Consider the following 16,098-nt stretch of genomic DNA (forward strand, 5'->3'; position numbering starts at 1 on the left):
CGTCCGGCCGGTCCCGGTGGCGGCGGTGGCGGCTTCGCGGGCCGTCCCGGTGGTCCCGGCGGTGGCGGCGCAGGCCGTCCCGGTGGTGGCGGCGGCTTCGGCGGTCGTCCCGGCTTCGGTGGACGTCCCGGCGGCCCGGGTGCCCGTGGTGGCACGCAGGGTGCGTTCGGCCGTCCCGGCGGTCCCGCGCGTCGTGGTCGCAAGTCGAAGCGTCAGAGGCGCCAGGAGTACGAGGCCATGCAGGCCCCGTCGGTGGGCGGCGTCATGCTGCCTCGCGGCAACGGGCAGGCTGTCCGGCTGTCGCGCGGTGCGTCCCTGACCGACTTCGCGGAGAAGATCAACGCCAACCCGGCGTCGCTCGTCGCCGTGATGATGAACCTCGGCGAGATGGTCACCGCCACGCAGTCCGTCTCCGACGAGACGCTGAAGCTCCTCGCGGACGAGATGAACTACGTCCTCGAGATCGTCAGCCCCGAGGAGGAGGACCGCGAGCTGCTCGAGTCCTTCGACATCGAGTTCGGCGAGGACGAGGGCGGCGAAGAGGCCCTGGTCTCCCGTCCGCCGGTCGTGACCGTCATGGGTCACGTCGACCACGGTAAGACCCGACTGCTGGACGCGATCCGCAAGACGAACGTCGTCGCGGGCGAGGCCGGCGGCATCACGCAGCACATCGGTGCCTACCAGGTCTCCTCCGAGGTCAACGGCGAGGACCGGAAGATCACCTTCATCGACACCCCGGGTCACGAGGCGTTCACCGCCATGCGTGCACGTGGTGCGAAGTCCACCGACATCGCGATCCTCGTGGTGGCGGCGAACGACGGTGTGATGCCCCAGACGATCGAGGCGCTGAACCACGCCAAGGCGGCCGAGGTGCCGATCGTGGTCGCGGTCAACAAGATCGACGTCGAGGGTGCCGACCCGACCAAGGTGCGCGGTCAGCTCACCGAGTTCGGTCTGGTGGCCGAGGAGTACGGCGGCGACACGATGTTCGTCGACATCTCCGCCAAGCAGGGCCTCAACATCGAGTCCCTCCTGGAGGCCGTCGTCCTCACCGCCGACGCCTCGCTCGACCTGCGGGCCAACCCGGAGCAGGACGCGCAGGGTATTGCGATCGAGTCCCACCTCGACCGCGGCCGCGGTGCCGTCTCGACCGTCCTGGTCCAGCGCGGAACGCTGCGCATCGGTGACACGGTGGTCGTGGGCGACGCGTACGGCCGTGTCCGGGCGATGCTCGACGACAGCGGTCAGAACGTCCAGGAAGCGGGTCCCTCGACCCCCGTCCTGGTGCTCGGTCTCACCAACGTCCCGGGCGCCGGCGACAACCTCCTGGTGGTCGACGAGGACCGTACGGCCCGTCAGATCGCCGAGAAGCGTGCCGCCCGCGAGCGCAACGCCAACTTCGCCCGCAAGGGTGTCCGGTTCTCCCTGGAGAACCTGGACGAGGCGCTCAAGGCCGGTCTGGTCCAGGAACTCAACCTCATCATCAAGGGCGACGCGTCCGGTTCGGTGGAGGCTCTCGAGTCCTCGCTGCTCCAGCTCGACGTCGGTGAAGAGGTCGACATCCGGATCCTGCACCGCGGTGTGGGTGCGGTCACCGAGTCGGACATCAACCTGGCGACCGGCTCCGACGCCATCGTGATCGGCTTCAACGTGCGCGCCGCAGGGCGTGCCGAGCAGATGGCCGAGCGCGAGGGCGTGGACGTCCGGTACTACTCGGTCATCTACCAGGCGATCGAAGAGATCGAAGCGGCCCTCAAGGGCCTGCTCAAGCCGGAGTACGAAGAGGTCGAGCTCGGCACGGCGGAGATCCGCGAGATCTTCCGCTCGTCCAAGCTGGGCAACATCGCCGGTGTGCTGGTCCGGTCCGGCGAGGTCAAGCGCAACACCAAGGCGCGCCTGCTGCGCGATGGCAAGGTCATCGCGGAGAACCTCAACATCTCCGGTCTGCGCCGCTTCAAGGACGACGTCACCGAGATCCGCGAAGGCTTCGAGGGCGGTATCAACCTCGGAAACTTCAACGACATCAAGATCGAGGACGTCATCGCGACGTACGAGATGCGCGAGAAGCCGCGAGGCTGATCCACGGGGATTCCCGGGGGGTGACCCCCGGGCTTCCTTCCACGGTCGGGGCCGGTCGACGGGTCGTATTTCCGTCGGTCGGCCCCGGCCGTTGCGTGTACGGTTCGGGTGTCCCCGCCAAGCGATGGCGGGGCGCGAACCCGAACCGGCGGGACATCCGGACTTACATGTATGTGGGGACTCTGTCCTTCGATCTGCTCCTCGGCGACGTACGGTCGTTGAAGGAGAAGCGTTCCATCGTCCGCCCGATCGTCGCCGAGCTCCACCGCAAGTTCGCGGTGAGCGTCGCGGAGACGGGCGGCCAGGACCTCCACCGCAGGGCCGAGATCGGTCTTGCCATGGTCTCCGGGGACACCGGACACCTCACAGACGTACTCGACCGGTGCGAACGCATGATCGCGGGCCGGCCGGAGGTGGAGCTGCTGTCCGTACGGCGGCGGCTGCACAGCGACGAAGACGATTGAGCAAGGCTTAAGAAGGAGAAGGACCAGTGGCCGACAACGCGCGGGCAAAGAAGCTGGCGGACCTCATCCAGGTGGTGGTCGCCGAGAAACTGCAGCGCGGTATCAAGGACCCGCGTCTGGGCACGCATGTGACCATCACGGACACCCGTGTCACCGGCGACCTGCGGGAGGCCACGGTCTTCTACACGGTGTACGGCGACGACGAGGAGCGGGCCAGCGCGGCCGCCGGCCTGGAGAGCGCCAAGGGCATCCTGCGCTCTGCGGTCGGTGCCGCCGCGGGGACGAAGTTCACCCCCACCCTGGCTTTCGTGGCGGACGCCCTGCCGGACAACGCCAAGGCGATCGAGGACCTGCTCGACCGGGCACGTGCCTCGGACGCCAAGGTCCGCGAGGCGTCCTCCGGTGCCACCTACGCCGGTGGGGCGGACCCGTACCGCAAGCCGGAGGACGACGAGTCCGCCGAGAACGACGAGGACTCGCCTTCCGCATGACGCAGAACAAGCAGGACAAGACGCCGGACGGCCTCGTCATCGTCGACAAGCCGTCCGGCTTCACCTCGCACGACGTCGTGGCCAAGATGCGCGGCATCGCCCGGACCCGGCGGGTCGGCCACGCCGGCACGCTGGACCCGATGGCGACCGGCGTCCTCGTCCTCGGCGTCGAGCGGGCGACCAAACTGCTCGGTCATCTCGCACTGACCGAGAAGGAGTACCTGGGGACCATCAGGCTCGGCCAGGACACCGTCACCGATGACGCGGAGGGCGAGATCACCTCGTCCACCGATGCCTCGGGGGTGACCCGTGAGGGCATCGACGCCGGGGTGGCCGCGCTGACCGGTGCGATCATGCAGGTGCCGTCCAAGGTCAGTGCCATCAAGATCGACGGCAAGCGCTCCTACGCCCGGGTGCGGGGCGGCGAGGAGTTCGAGATCCCGGCCCGCCCGGTGACCATCTCGTCCTTCCGCGTCTACGACGTGCGTGAGGCGGTCGCGGAGGACGGCACCCCCGTCATCGACCTGGTCGTCTCCGTCGTGTGCTCCTCGGGCACCTACATCCGCGCCCTCGCCCGCGACCTCGGCGGCGGGCTCGGCGTCGGCGGACACCTGACGGCGCTGCGCCGCACCCGGGTGGGCCCGTACGGCCTCGACGCGGCGCGCACGCTCGACCAGCACCAGCAGGAGCTGACCGTGATGCCGGTGGCCGAGGCGGCCGCGTCGGCCTTCCCTCGCTGGGACGTGGACGAGAAGCGCGCCGGACTGCTGCTCAACGGCGTGCGGCTGGACATGCCGTCGTATCCGCCGGGGCCGGTCGGTGTCTTCGGACCCGACGGGCGGTTCCTGGTGCTCGTCGAGGAGCAGAAGGGCAAGGCCAAGAGCCTCGCCGTCTTCGCCTGACCGGCGCTCCACGGGGTTCGGCCCCTCGTGGAGCGGGCAGTCCCCCGGTGCGTGCCCGCTCCACGATCCCCCCTCCCGCGACCATTCCTGTCCACCCGGACCCACCGATTCACCCCGATGGAGGGGCGCTCGGAGTGACCGAGGGGTGTGAGGGGGGCGCTTTCGCGCCCTGAATTTCTCCGGGCGATCACCCGGGACCTACGGTCGGTCCATGGGCAGCGGGGACCGGTCGACACTTGTGAGGATCTGCGACGAGGCGGGCCGGCCGCGGGGGACGGGATTCGTCGCGGACGACCGGGGCACGGTCGTCACCAGCCACCAGGCCGTCGCACGCTCCGAGGCCCTGACGCTGCACGCGGCCGACGGCCGCAGCTGCTCCGTCGGCCCCGACGACATCGTCGCGATGCCCTCCCTGGGGCTCGCCCTCCTGCGCACCGGCGGCCCCGGGACCCTGGACGCGGAGCCGCTCCCGATCGCCGCAGGCGAAGAGATCGAGCCCGGCGCCTACGTGCGGATCGCCGCCCACGGCTGGCGCGAGGCACGGGTCCTCGGGACGACCCCCGCGACGTACGCCGAGGGCGGTCGCGCCCACCCGGTGGAGGAGGCGCTGGAGCTCGCCCTCGGCACGGACGGGCGCGACGCGCTGCGCTCCGGCGGTGCCGCCGTCGGCGGGCCCGTCACCGACCCACGCACCGGGGCCGTCCTGGGCGTGCTCTCGACCGCTCTGAGCGCCGGGCGCGAGACCGCCGGGCTCGCGGTGCCGCTGACACCGCGGGACGCCCCCGGGCCGTTGGCCGAGGTGCTCCGGCGCAACGCGAGCGGCGTCCCGGGATACGGCAGCCACCTCAACCTCGCCGGGGCGCTGCAGCTCACCGCGACCTCGCTCGGCCATGCCGACGGCCGCCCCTGTGGGACGGAGGCCGTCGAACGCCCGCACATCAGCGCCGAGTTCACCGCCTTCGAGAACGGCACGGGGCCTGTCCTCGGCCTGGTCGGAGCGCCGGGCACCGGCCGCACCACGGAGCTCGCCGCGCTCGCCGACCGCCGGGCCCGCGGCCCCGTGCCGGCCCTGACCCTCTGGCTGCGCGGAGCCGATCTGCTGGCCGACGACACCTCGGTCACCGACGCGATGGCCCGGGCGCTCCAGCGCTCCGGGAGGATCATCAGCGCCGCCGGGGCCCGGGGCGACATGGAAGCGGCCACCCCCGAGCGGGTGGCCGCCCTCGCCACTGCCTCCGGGAATCCGCTCCTCGTCGTCGTCGACGGGCCCGAGGAGATGCCGCCCCTGCTGGCCCACAGGCTCGCCGGGTGGGCCGGCGCGACGGCCGCGTGGCTCCTGGCCCACGAGGCGCGCATGGTCGTCGCCTGCCGCCCCGAGCACTGGGAGACCGCGGGAGCGCAGTATCCGCCGGGCGCCCTGCACCGGCCGGAGCGGCCGGCCGTAGGGCTCCCCTCCGCCGTCCGGCTCGGCGACCTCACGGCCGAACAGTCCGAGCGGGCCGCGGAGCGCTACGGCATCCCGCCCGGCACGATCGCGCCGGGCCACGACCGGCATCCGCTCACGCTCCGCCTCCTCGCCGAGGTGCGGGCGGCGCTCCCTCCCGACGTGCCCGGCAGGCCCGGTACGGAGGAGGTCTTCGCCGCCCACCTGGACCTCGCCTGCCTCCGGATCGCCGTGCGGATCGGTGCCCAGGCGGAACCGCGGCTCAGGGGCACGGCGGTCCGCCGGCTGGCGGCCAAGGTGGCGGGCCAGGTCCACGAGGCGGCCAGGCGCTGCCTCGGGCCCGGGCAGGGCGAGCTGGACCGGGCGGCGTTCGAGGAGCTCTTCCCCTGGCGTACGGGGTGGGCCTCGGCGGTCCTCACCGAGGGGCTGCTGGTCCCCGCGGGCGCGGGATACCGCTTCGCCCACGAGGAGCTGGGCGACTGGGTGCAGGGCGCACACCTGGACCTGGACGCGGCACTGCACTCGCTGGTCCACCGCTGGCACGCGGACGACCCGCCGCCGGTGCCCGCACCCGGCCCGCAGGACCCCGCGGAACCCGCCAACCTCCCGGTCCCGCGCCACCGCATCGGCCCGGTGCTCCAGGCGATGCTCCTGCTGGAGCGACGGCAGGGGCACGCGGCGCTGGCACACCGCATGGCCGACCTGATCGAGGCGATGGACCGGCTGGACCCCGGGCCCGGCGCCCGGGAGCGGCTCCCCGACGCCGCGTGGTGGGCGGCCCACCTGCTGCGGGAGAGCCTGCTCAGGGTGGCCGACGCCCGCCCCTGCCTCGGGGTGCTGCGGGTGCTCGCCGGACGGATCACCCGGCGGTCCCTCCCGGGCCCGTCGGCCCTCGGCCCCTACGCCGCGTTCGGGCCGTGGTTCTGGCGCCGGATCCGGTTGCCCGAGGGCGACCGGATCGACCTCCTGCGCAGGCTCCTGCCCGCCGACGCGGCCCCCCGCGCCGACGGCGGCGAACGCTATCTGGATGCCGTGTCCCGGCGCCTGGCCGCCCGTCCCGCCACCGTCCAGGCCCTGCTGTGCCACTGGTTCGGCGACGAGAGCCCCCTGCCCGCCGAGGAGGGCGTGCCGATGCGGCTCACCGTGGGCTCCGCCGCGCAGGCCCTCCTCCACGCCCGCCGGGGCCTCGCCGTCGACGACCTGACGGAGGCGCTCGTCGACACCGCCCACCCGCGGGCCGCGGAACTGCTCGCCGCCCTGACCGAGGACGAGCCGGCCGCGCTCTGCCGGGCCGTCGACCGGTGGGCCCGCGACGAGGAGCGGCCCGCGCGGCGCGCCGCCGCGGCCTTCCACGCCGCGCTCATCGCCGTACCCGCGCTCACCTGCACCGACCGCGCCCTGCTGCGCGGTGCGGCGCTCACCCTCCTGGCCCGGCCGGACGACACCGCCCTGCACGCCCAGGCACTGACCGTCCTCGTGCGGGACCCGAAGGCGGGGGGCCGCTTCCTGCCGCAGGCCCTGCGGCTCTTCGCCGCAGGTGATCCCCGGCTGCCGTTGGCCCTGCTGACCGAGGTGTTCCCCACGTACCCGGAGCCGGTCCTCGCCGCGCTGCGCGCCCGCCTGTCGCTGCCCGGGCAGGGAGCGGACGGTGTCCTGCGGGAACTGGCCGCCCTGGACACCCCCGCCCTGGCGCTGCACGCCCCCGGTCTCGTGCGCCGGTACATCGACAGCCGGCCCGGGGCGGCGGCGGCGGCGCAGACCGCCGCGTACGTGGATCTCAGGCTGGAGCACAGCCCGGCCGCCCGGGCGCTGCTGCTGCCCCTGATGACCGGGCTGCTGCGCGACCGCCCGGCCCCGCCGCCCGTACGCGCGGCGCTGGCCCGGGTGCTCGCCGTGCCCGGCACCAGCGCGTCCGGGCCGTTGCGGGCCGAGCTGCTGGAGGTGCTGCTGGAGTTCGAGCAGGGCACAGGCAGGGACCCCGAGGTCCTCGACGCCCTGCTGCGGGCTGCCGCGGCCGGTTCCGGGCTCCGCCCCGAGGCCCGCACCCGGGCGCTGGTGCACCGCACCGGCATGCTCCTGGTGCGCACGCCCGAGGGAGCGGCCCGCTTCGACCGGGGGCTGGCCGAAATCGCCCGGGACGTTCCCGGATTCGCGGCCCTCGTCATCCGGTGGGTGACCGACGCCCCGCAGGAGTGGGCCGCCGTGGTGGGCCCCGGAACCCGGCGGACGATGGAGGCCCTGGACGGACCGCCCCACGGGATCCCGATGCCGATGCAGGCCGCGGGACGTGAGCATGGCAGTCTTAGACCTGCGTAATGGACATACACACGTACACAGGTTCGGGCGAGGAGCGGTCACAGTGCACTGCTGGCGTGGCTTGGAGGACATCCCCGAGGGCTGGGGACGCAGCGTCGTCACCATCGGCTCCTACGACGGGGTGCACCGCGGGCACCAGCTGATCATCGGCCGGGCCGTGGAGCGGGCGAGGGAGCTGGGCGTTCCCTGCGTCGTCGTCACCTTCGACCCGCACCCCAGCGAGGTCGTCCGCCCCGGCACCCACCCGCCGCTGCTCGCACCGCACCACCGGCGTGCCGAGCTCATGGCCGGCCTGGGCGTGGACGCGGTGCTGATCCTGCCGTTCACCGCCGCGTTCTCGCAGCTCTCGCCCGCGGACTTCATCGTGAAGGTGCTGGTCGACAAGCTGCACGCGAAGCTGGTCATCGAGGGCCCCAACTTCCGCTTCGGCCACCGGGCGGCGGGCAACGTCACCTATCTCGCCGAGCTCGGCGAGACGTACGACTACGAGGTCGAGGTCATCGACCTCTACGTCAGCGGCGACGCCGGTGGCGGCGATCCGTTCTCCTCCACGCTCACGCGCCGCCTGATCGCGGAGGGCGACATCGAGGGCGCCGCGGAGATCCTCGGCCGCCCGCACCGGGTCGAGGGTGTCGTCGTGCGCGGTGCCCAGCGCGGCCGCGAGCTCGGCTTCCCCACGGCGAACGTGGAGACCCTGCCGCACACGGCGATCCCCGCCGACGGTGTCTACGCCGGCTGGCTGACGGTGGACGGCGAGGCGATGCCCGCCGCGATCTCCGTGGGCACCAACCCGCAGTTCGACGGCACCGAGCGGACCGTCGAGGCGTACGCGATCGACCGCGTCGGCCTCGACCTGTACGGACTGCACGTGGCGGTCGACTTCCTCTCCTACGTGCGCGGCATGCTGAAGTTCGACTCGATCGACGACCTGCTCGTGGCGATGGCCGCCGACGTGAAGCGGTCCAGCGAGCTGATCGCGGCGTACGAACGCGCCTGACGCCTTCCTGTGGTGCGCACGTCCGCACCGGGGCATGGTCGGTGGCAGGAGCCGTCGATCCGGGAGGACGTGCGCACGTGCGTGAACTGCTGCCCAAGCTGCGTGAGTGGCACGCCACCGGTACGCCCTTCGCCCTGGCCACGGTTGTCGCGGTGCGGGGCAGCGCGCCGAGGGACCCCGGCGCCGTGATGGCGGTGACCGCCACGGGGGTGGTGGCGGGCAGTGTCTCCGGCGGGTGCGTGGAGAGCGATGTGTACGAGGCCGCCACCGAGACGCTCACCACGGGCGAGACGCGCCTGCGGACCTACGGCATCAGTGACGACGAGGCCTTCGGCGCCGGGCTGACCTGCGGCGGCACGATCGACGTCCTCGTCCAGCCCTACGTCGCGGAGGCCGACCGGGACATGCTGCGGGACCTGGCCGCCACCATCGCCGCGGGGGAGCCCGTCGCGCTCGCCACCGTGGTGTCCGGAGCCGTGCCCCTGGGCGCCCGCCGGGTGGTTCTCGCCGGCCGCACCAGCGGTTCCCTCGGCGACGAGGGGCTCGACGCGGCCGTCACCGACGACGCGCGCGGGCTGCTCGCGCAGGGAGCCACCGGCAGCGGCCGCTACGGCACGCACGGAGAGCGCCGGATGCAGGATGTCACCGTCTTCGTCCAGACGTACGCCCCCGCGCCCCGCATGCTCGTCTTCGGAGCCATCGACCACGCGGCGGCGACCGCGCGGATCGGCTCCTTCCTCGGCTACCGGGTGACGGTCTGCGACGCCCGTCCGGCCTTCGCCACCCGGGAGCGCTTTCCCACGGCCGACGAGGTCGTCCGGGCCTGGCCGCACACCTATCTGGAATCGACCGAGGTGGACGCGCGCACGGTCGTCTGCGTCCTGACCCACGACCCGAAGTTCGATGTGCCCCTGATCGCCGCCGCGCTGCGGACGCCAGCCGCGTATATCGGGGTGATGGGCAGCCGGCGCACCCACGCCGACCGGATCGCCCGGCTGCGGGCGGCCGGGGTGGACGAGGCGGGACTGGCGCGCCTCGCCTCACCCGTGGGCCTCGATCTCGGCGCCCGAACACCGGAGGAGACGGCCGTCTCGATCGCCGCCGAGATCATCCAGCACCGGTGGGGCGGAACGGGCCGCCCGCTGAAGGAGATCACCGGCCCGATCCACCACGGCCCGGGGCCCGGGGACGGGCCCCCGGACGGCGGAGGCCGCCCCGGAGAGGGGGCCTAGTAGCAATGCCGTTCGGTTAGCCGTCTGGCGCGTTTGGCAACGTACTGATCTCGATGTGGACGGTGGTCGAACGGCATTGGGCCTAGGTGTTGTTCTGTCCGGAGACCGCCTCCACCCCCGCCGCGGCCCAGTGGCAGGCGACCTGCGTCCGGCCGCCCCCGTCCAGCACCGGCAGGTCCTTCGTGCGGCACGCGTCGGCGACGCCCGCCAGCTCCGCCTCGCCGGACGCCAGGATCTGGCAGCGGGCGTGGAAGCGGCACCCGGACGGCACCTTCGAGGGGTCCGGCGGCTCCCCCGTGAGGATCACCGGCTCGCCGTCGGCTTCCGGCAGCACGGACAGCAGCGCCTGCGTGTACGGGTGCCGGGGAGCCGTGAGGATCTGCTCGACGTCTCCCGTCTCCACGATCCGGCCGAGGTACATCACGGCCACCCGGTCCGCGATGTTCCACGCCAGCCCCAGGTCGTGCGTCACCACCAGTGCGGACAGGCCCAGTTCGTCGCGCAGCCGCAGCAGCAGCGCCAGGATCTCGCCGCGTACGGAGGCGTCCAGCGAGGCCACGGGCTCGTCCGCGACGATGAGTTCCGGCTCCAGGACCAGGGCGCCCGCGATCACCACGCGCTGACGCTGACCGCCCGACAGCTCGTGCGGATATCGCAGGAAGAACCGCTCCGGAGGCCGCAGCCCCGCGCGCGACAGCGCCTCGGAGACCGCAGCGTGCTCGTCGCCCGCGTACCCGTGGATGCGCAGGCCCTCGGCGACCGCGTCGTACACCGTGTGGCGCGGATTGAGCGAGCCGCTCGGGTCCTGCAGCACCAGCTGCACCCGCTTGCGGTACGCCTTGAGCGCCCGGCCCGCGTAGTCGAGGGGCTCGCCGCCGAAGGTGACCCGGCCGGCCGTCGGCTCCACCAGGCCCAGCAGCGACCGGGCCAGCGTCGTCTTGCCGCAGCCCGATTCGCCGACCAGGGCCACGATCTCGCCGGGGCGGATGTCGAGGTCGACCCCGTCGACCGCGCGCGCGGTCGCGGCCCCGCGACGGCCGGGGAAGGCGACCTTCAGCGCCTGGGCGCTGAGCAGGGGGGCCGGGGGAGTGGTGGTCATGACGTGCTCCTTGCTTCCTCGGCACCGCCGAGCGGACCGGGCGCCGCAGCGGCGCCCGGCTCCACCAGCACACAGGCCGCGCGCCGGGACGGACCGGCGATCCGCAGCTCCTGGTCCTCGGTGGCGCAGGAGTCCAGTGCCGCCGGACAGCGCGGATGGAACGTACAGCCCGAGGGCAGTGCCGACGGGTCCGGCGGATCACCCGGCAGGCCGCGCGGCGCGTGCCGGGACGCGAGGTCACCGATCCGCGGGAAAGCGGCCGACAGGGCGGCGGCGTAGGGGTGTCTGGCGTTCTCGTGGACCTGCTTGGCCGGGCCCTCCTCGACCACCCGGCCCGCGTACATCACCGACAGGCGGTCGCAGGTGTCGGAGAGTACTGCCAGGTCGTGGCTGATCATGATCAGACCGAGGTCCTGGTCGGAGACGAGCTGCTCGATCAGCCGCAGGATCTGAGCCTGGATCATGACGTCGAGCGCGGTGGTGGGTTCGTCGGCGATGATCAGCCGCGGGTCGCAGGCCAGCGCCATGGCGATCATCACGCGCTGGCGCTGCCCGCCGGACAGCTCGTGCGGATAGGCGTCGGCCCGCGCGGCCGGGAGCCCCACCTGTTCCAGCAGCTCACCGGCGCGCCTGCGCGCGGCCGCCGGAGCGGCCTTGCCGTGCAGCAGGATCGGTTCGGCGATCTGGTCCCCGATGCGGTGCACGGCGTTCAGCGAGTGCATCGCGCCCTGGAAGACGATCGACGCCCCCGCCCAGCGCACGGCCCTCAGCCGCCCCCACTTCATGGCGAGGATGTCCTCGCCGTCGAGCAGGATCTCGCCGCTCAGCGTCGCGGACGCGGGCAGCAGGCGCAGCAGCGCGAGCGCCAGCGTCGACTTCCCGCAGCCGGACTCCCCGGCGATGCCGAGCTTCTGGCCCGCCTCGACCCTCAGGTCGACACCCCTGACGGCGGGGACCGCGGAGGCCCCCGAGCCGTAGGTGACATGCAGGTTCCGCACTTCGAGCAACGGCTGCCCGGTCTCCGGCCTCGGAACGCTCTCGGTCTTCACGGCGGTCAACGGGACACCCCCAGCTTGGGGTTGAGCACGGACTCGATGGTGCGGCCGCAGAGCGTGAACGCGAGGGCGACGACCGCGATGGCGAGTCCGGGCGGAGCGAGGTACCACCAGTTGCCGGAGCTGACCGCTCCGGCCTCACGGGCGTCCTGGAGCAGTCCGCCCCAGGAGACGATCGTGGGATCGCCGAGCCCGAGGAAGGCGAGGGTCGCCTCCGTGAGGATGGCGCTGGAGATCACCAGCGTGGTCTGTGCGAGCACCAGCGGCATCACGTTCGGCAGCACGTGGCGGGACATGATGTGGCCGTGCCCGCCGCCGAGCGCCTTGGAGCGCTCGATGTACGGACGGGACTCCACGGACAGCGTCTGCGCCCGCACGAGCCGCGCGGTCGTCGGCCAGGTGGTCACCCCGATGGCGAGGACCGTCGTCCAGAGCGACCGTGAGAGCACGGTGGCCAGGGCGATGGCGAGCACCAGCGTCGGCATCACCAGGAACCAGTCGGTGATCCGCATGACGACGTTGCCGTACCAGCCCTTGAAGTGCCCGGCCGTGATGCCCACCAGGGTCCCGATCGCCACCGAGAGGAACGCGGCGAGCAGGCCGACGGTCAGGGACACCCGTGTCCCCCACACGAGGAGGGCGAGCAGACTGCGGCCGAACTGGTCGGTACCGAGGGGGAACTCCATGCTCGGGGACTCCAGCGGCCCGCCGGGCGCCTCGGTGACGCTCCGGGAGTCCGCGCCCACCAGCAGCGGGGCGGCCAGCGCGACCAGGGCGATCAGCGCGAGTACGGCCAGGCCCGCCAGGCCGGCCCGGTGGGTGCGGTACTGCTGCCAGAATCGGGCGGCCGCGTGGCGGCGGCGGGCCCAGGTCAGCGCACGCGGGCCGGTGGCCTTCGCGGCGTCGGTCGTGGTCGTCATCGGCCCACCCGGGGATCGAGGAGCGGATAGATCACATCGGCGAGCGTGTTCATCAGGATCACCGCGGCGGCGAAGACGAAGAACAGCGCCTGTACGAGTGGCAGGTCGGGCACGCTCAGCGCCTGGTAGAACAGTCCGCCCAGGCCGGGCCAGGAGAACACCGTCTCCACGAGGATGGCACCCGCCACCGTGTTGCCCAGGTTGACGAAGAGCAGCGTCACCGTCGGCAGCATCGCGTTCGGAACGGCGTGACGGCGGCGTACGAGGTCGTCACGCAGGCCCTTCGCCCGGGCCGTCGTCAGGTAGTCGCTGCCCATCTCGTCGAGCAGCGAGGAGCGCATCACGAGCAGGGTGCGCGCGTACTCGACCGCGACGAGCGTGATGACCGGAAGGACCAGGTGATGGGCCACGTCCAGGACGTAGCCGAAGCCGCTGGAGTTGCCGGACTCCATGCCGCCGGTCGGGAACATGCCCGGGATGGGCCCGATGCCCACCGACAGCGTGATGATCAGGAGCAGGCCCAGCCAGAAGGAGGGCACCGAGTACAGCGTCAGGGCGAAGGCGGTGTGGAAGCGGTCGCCGGCCGAGCCGTTGCGCCAGGCGGACCTGGCGCCGAGCCAGATGCCGATCGCGGTGTAGATCACGAACGCGGTGCCGGTGAGCAGCAGCGTCGCGGGCAGCGCCTCGGAGATCTTGTCCATCACGGGCGCCCGGAACTGGTACGAGGTACCGAAGTCGCCGGTCAGGGCCTTGCCGCAGTATTCGACGAACTGCTGCCACACCGGCAGGTCCAGGCCGAATTCCTTGCGCATCGCCGCGATCTGCTCGGTCGAGACCTGCCGTCCGCCGGTCATCTGCTTGACCGGGTCGCCGGGGATCAGGCGGAACAGGAAGAAGCTGGTGACGAGCACGGCGAACAGCGAGACGGCCGCGCCGGCCAGCTTGCCCGCCGCGTAGCGGAGGTAGGCGGTCGTGCTGCGTGCGCGTGGACTGCGGGCCGACGGCCCGGCCGGAGCCGGGCCGTCGGTCTGCACAGCGTCCACGCCCGCCGCGCCCTTCAGGAGCGCGGGAGTGCTTTCTGTGCTCATGGACTATTCACGGTCTTCCGCGGTGGAACGACGACGCATGGCGAACAGCAGCCCGCCACCGGCGAGGACGACTACGGCGACACCGACACCGATGAGGACTCCGGTGGAGCTGCCGCCGTCGCCGGACGAGTCGCCCGACGCGGCGGCCGGAACCGCCGACCACCAGCTCCAGTAACCATCCTGACCGTAGATGTTGCCCGCGTCCGATGGCATCGTCGTGATGGACTTGATCTGGTCGGTGCGGTAGGCCTCGACGGCATTCGGGTACGCCATGACATTCATGTATCCCGTGTCGTACAGCCGCGACTCCATCTGCTTCACGAGGTCGGCCCGTTTGGCGGGGTCGTATTCCGCCAGCTGCTGGGCGTAGAGCTCGTCGTACTGCTTGTCGCAGATGAAGTTGTCGGTGGCCGCCGACTCCTTCGGCTTGGACGGGAGCGCCGCGCAGGTGTGGATCGACATCACGAAGTCGGGGTCCGGGTTGACGGACCAGCCGTCGAAGGCGAGGTCGTACTCACCGGCATACCAGGGGTCGGAGACGTTGTCGAGACAGTCGACCTTCAGGCCGACGCCGAGGTCGCCCCACCACTCCTGGAGGTACTTGCCGATCGCCTTGTCGTTGGGGTCCGTGGCGTGGCACAGGATCCGGAAGTCGAGCGGCTTGCCGTCCTTGCCGGTCCGCTTGCCGGCGCTGTTCTTCCTGTAGCCCGCCTCGTCGAGGAGCGCGCCGGCCTTCGCGGGGTCGTAGGCGAGCTTCTGCTCGGCCGACGGCTTCCAGAAGTACGAGCCGTAGCGGGGCGGGATGTATCCCTCGCCCTCTATGGCGTGGCCCTGGAAGACCTTGTCGATGATGGTGGTGCGGTCCACGGCCATGAACAGTGCCTGACGGACCTTCTGGTCCAGCAGTGCCGCGTGCCCGTCGCCGAACTTCTCGCCGTCCTTGGTCCGCGCGCCCGGGTTGGTGGCCAGCGCGTAGAAGCGGCGGCCGGGGGCGTCGTTCACCTTGATGTTGTCGGCGCTCTTCAGCGAAGCGGACTGAGCGGGCGTCAGGCTCGGGCTGCCGGCGACGAAGGAAACTTCACCCTTTCGGAGGGCGGCGACCGCGGCGTCCTGGTCCTTGTAGTACCGGAACACGATCTCGTCGAACTTGGGCGCGCCGCGCCAGAAGTCCTTGTTGGCCTTCAGCTTCACGTAGCTGTCGACCTTGTAGTCCGTCAGGATGAAGGGCCCGTTGCCGACGATCGGGAACTTCGTGTCGTTGTTGAACTTGGAGAAGTCGCCGACCTTGTCCCAGACGTGCTTGGGCACGATCGGAACGTCCAGCGCCGTCATCGTGGCCTGAGGCTTCTTCAGCTCTATGACCAGCTTGTCCGGACCGGGGGCGGTCACCTTCTTGAAGTTGGAGGTGAAGCTGCCGTTCGACGTGGCCGCGCCCTCGTCGGTCATCATCGTGTTGAAGGTCCAGGCCGCGTCCTCGGCGGTCGCCTTCTCCCCGTCCGACCACTTCGAGTCGTCACGGATGGTGTACGTCCAGGTCAGCTTGTCCGCCGAGGCCTCCCACTTGGTGGCGAGGCCGGGGATCGTGTGGTTGTCCTTGGCGTCGTAGTTGGTGAGGTAGTCATACATCAGCCGGTGGATGCTCGTGGAGACAAGCCGCTGTGCAAGGAAGGGGCTCAGGGAGTCGACGCTCTGCGCGACCGCGACCGTGAGGGTCGACGTTCCGTCAGCTGCCTGTGCCTCCTGCGGGGCAGGGCCGAACGGGTTTCCGGGGACGACCGATCCGGCGGCCAGCGCCAGGGCGGCGGCTCCGGAGGCGAGAAGGATACGCAGGCGACCGCGTGGGCGGGCCGGGCGTGGAGGGAATCTTGTGACCATGGACGTGGACCTCGCGTCATGACTCGCATGGTGAAGGCGGGCAGATCTCTGGTTCGCCAGCTGGTGAAGCGAAGGTCTATCAGCGCCGGTCGAGTCGCGTCAACGGTCGGCCAAACCGCGTGTGGTCTGCGGGAAT

12 protein-coding genes are annotated in these 16,098 nt (G+C 71.8%); 7 read left to right on the top strand and 5 right to left on the bottom strand.

Annotation, left to right across the window (positions count from 1 at the left end; translation table 11 throughout):
- From infB to B9S57_RS17730, 7 genes are all read left to right on the top strand, one after another.
- Window positions 1-2,079 (top strand): translation initiation factor IF-2 (gene infB, locus B9S57_RS17700; protein ID WP_103516572.1); only part of this gene is annotated, 2,079 nt, incomplete at its 5' end.
- Window positions 2,080-2,246: 167 nt separating this feature from the next.
- Window positions 2,247-2,543, top strand: coding sequence for a DUF503 domain-containing protein (locus B9S57_RS17705; protein WP_103516539.1), 297 nt, complete (start codon window positions 2,247-2,249; stop codon window positions 2,541-2,543).
- A gap of 26 nt (window positions 2,544-2,569) precedes the next feature.
- Window positions 2,570-3,034, top strand: a complete 465-nt coding sequence (rbfA, locus tag B9S57_RS17710) for a 30S ribosome-binding factor RbfA (protein WP_103516540.1) — start codon at window positions 2,570-2,572, stop codon at window positions 3,032-3,034.
- Window positions 3,031-3,936, top strand: coding sequence for a tRNA pseudouridine(55) synthase TruB (truB, locus tag B9S57_RS17715; RefSeq protein ID WP_103516541.1), 906 nt, complete (start codon window positions 3,031-3,033; stop codon window positions 3,934-3,936). The genes rbfA and truB overlap by 4 nt, the downstream gene beginning before the upstream one ends.
- 211 nt (window positions 3,937-4,147) lie before the next feature.
- Window positions 4,148-7,696 (top strand): serine protease, encoded by a 3,549-nt coding sequence (locus B9S57_RS17720; protein WP_103516542.1) that lies wholly within the window; start codon window positions 4,148-4,150, stop codon window positions 7,694-7,696.
- Between the two features lie 43 nt (window positions 7,697-7,739).
- A complete protein-coding gene (locus B9S57_RS17725; RefSeq protein WP_103516543.1) occupies window positions 7,740-8,693 on the top strand; it encodes a bifunctional riboflavin kinase/FAD synthetase in 954 nt (317 codons plus the stop codon).
- Between the two features lie 77 nt (window positions 8,694-8,770).
- Complete coding sequence (locus B9S57_RS17730) at window positions 8,771-9,925, top strand: XdhC family protein (RefSeq protein WP_103516544.1); 1,155 nt, start codon at window positions 8,771-8,773, stop codon at window positions 9,923-9,925.
- Window positions 9,926-10,007: 82 nt separating this feature from the next.
- Here B9S57_RS17730 and B9S57_RS17735 read toward each other — a convergent pair whose 3' ends face one another.
- The 5 genes from B9S57_RS17735 to B9S57_RS17755 are packed head-to-tail and all read right to left on the bottom strand — an operon-like array spanning window position 10,008 to window position 15,962.
- Window positions 10,008-11,024 (bottom strand): ABC transporter ATP-binding protein, encoded by a 1,017-nt coding sequence (locus tag B9S57_RS17735; protein ID WP_103516545.1) that lies wholly within the window; start codon window positions 11,022-11,024, stop codon window positions 10,008-10,010.
- The gene (locus B9S57_RS17740; protein ID WP_103516546.1) at window positions 11,021-12,082 is read right to left on the bottom strand and encodes an ABC transporter ATP-binding protein; all 1,062 of its coding nucleotides are present in this window, start codon (window positions 12,080-12,082) and stop codon (window positions 11,021-11,023) included. Before B9S57_RS17740 ends, B9S57_RS17735 begins: the two co-directional genes overlap by 4 nt.
- Window positions 12,079-12,999: an ABC transporter permease gene (locus B9S57_RS17745; RefSeq protein ID WP_103516547.1), complete on the bottom strand. Its 921-nt coding sequence runs from the start codon at window positions 12,997-12,999 to the stop codon at window positions 12,079-12,081. The genes B9S57_RS17740 and B9S57_RS17745 overlap by 4 nt, the downstream gene beginning before the upstream one ends.
- Entirely contained in the window at window positions 12,996-14,087 is a 1,092-nt protein-coding gene (locus B9S57_RS17750) for an ABC transporter permease (protein WP_103516548.1), read from the bottom strand. Before B9S57_RS17750 ends, B9S57_RS17745 begins: the two co-directional genes overlap by 4 nt.
- A 3-nt stretch (window positions 14,088-14,090) precedes the next feature.
- Window positions 14,091-15,962, bottom strand: coding sequence for an ABC transporter substrate-binding protein (locus B9S57_RS17755; RefSeq protein ID WP_103516549.1), 1,872 nt, complete (start codon window positions 15,960-15,962; stop codon window positions 14,091-14,093).
- Window positions 15,963-16,098: the final 136 nt, after the last annotated feature.

It is taken from the genome of Streptomyces sp. SM10, assembly GCF_002910915.1.
Classification (GTDB): domain Bacteria; phylum Actinomycetota; class Actinomycetes; order Streptomycetales; family Streptomycetaceae; genus Streptomyces.

What these genes read in the sequence shown, in the direction of transcription:
- truB (WP_103516541.1), top strand. Translation starts at nt 3,031, where the DNA reads ATGACGCAGAACAAGCAGGACAAGACGCCGGACGGCCTCGTCATCGTC.
- B9S57_RS17755 (WP_103516549.1), bottom strand. Translation starts at nt 15,962, where the DNA reads ATGGTCACAAGATTCCCTCCACGCCCGGCCCGCCCACGCGGTCGCCTG.
- B9S57_RS17745 (WP_103516547.1), bottom strand. Translation starts at nt 12,999, where the DNA reads ATGACGACCACGACCGACGCCGCGAAGGCCACCGGCCCGCGTGCGCTG.
- B9S57_RS17735 (WP_103516545.1), bottom strand. Translation starts at nt 11,024, where the DNA reads ATGACCACCACTCCCCCGGCCCCCCTGCTCAGCGCCCAGGCGCTGAAG.
- B9S57_RS17705 (WP_103516539.1), top strand. Translation starts at nt 2,247, where the DNA reads ATGTATGTGGGGACTCTGTCCTTCGATCTGCTCCTCGGCGACGTACGG.
- B9S57_RS17720 (WP_103516542.1), top strand. Translation starts at nt 4,148, where the DNA reads ATGGGCAGCGGGGACCGGTCGACACTTGTGAGGATCTGCGACGAGGCG.
- B9S57_RS17750 (WP_103516548.1), bottom strand. Translation starts at nt 14,087, where the DNA reads ATGAGCACAGAAAGCACTCCCGCGCTCCTGAAGGGCGCGGCGGGCGTG.